The organism is Corynebacterium sp. AOP40-9SA-29 (assembly GCF_052377405.1).
GTDB lineage: Bacteria > Actinomycetota > Actinomycetes > Mycobacteriales > Mycobacteriaceae > Corynebacterium.
Map to the genome: position 1 here is coordinate 1 of NZ_JBQSWR010000026.1, position 586 is coordinate 586.

The following is a 586-nucleotide window of genomic DNA, read 5'->3' on the forward strand; positions in this document are numbered from 1 at the left end:
AGTTCTTGGCGGCGGCGAAGCGCTCGGCGACGTCGTCCCAGTTGAACACGTTCCAGACGGCCTTGACGTAGTCCGGCTTGACGTTCTTGTACTGCAGGTAGAAGGCGTGCTCCCACATGTCGAGCATCAGCAGCGGGGTGAGATTGATCGAGGTGTTGCCCTGCTGGTCGGTGAGCTGCTCGACAACGAGGCGTCCGGCGATGTGGTCATAACCCAGCACGGCCCAGCCGGAACCGTAGAGGCCCAGGGCTGCGGAGGAGAACTGGTCCTTGAACTTGTCGAAGGAGCCGAAGTCGCGGGTGATGGCCTCGGCCAGCTCGCCGGTGGGCTCGCCGCCGCCGTTGGGGGAGAGGTTCTTCCAGAAGATGGAGTGGTTGGTGTGGCCACCCAGGTTGAACGCGAGGTTCTTCGACAGCGCGCGGATCTGGTCGGGGTTGGTGCCTTCCTCGCGGGCCTTCTCGAGGGCCTCGAGGGCGGTGTTGGCGCCGGCGACGTAGGTCGCGTGGTGCTTGTCGTGGTGGAGCTGCATGATCTCGGCGGAGATGTGCGGCTCGAGGGCGTCGTAGTCGTAGGGCAGGTCGGGAAG

General features: G+C 64.8%; 1 protein-coding gene. It reads right to left on the reverse strand.

Annotated elements, in window-relative coordinates; all coding sequences use genetic code 11:
* Window positions 1-586: superoxide dismutase (locus tag ACT3SZ_RS16395; RefSeq protein ID WP_444620414.1), on the reverse strand; the 586-nt coding region annotated here is incomplete at both ends.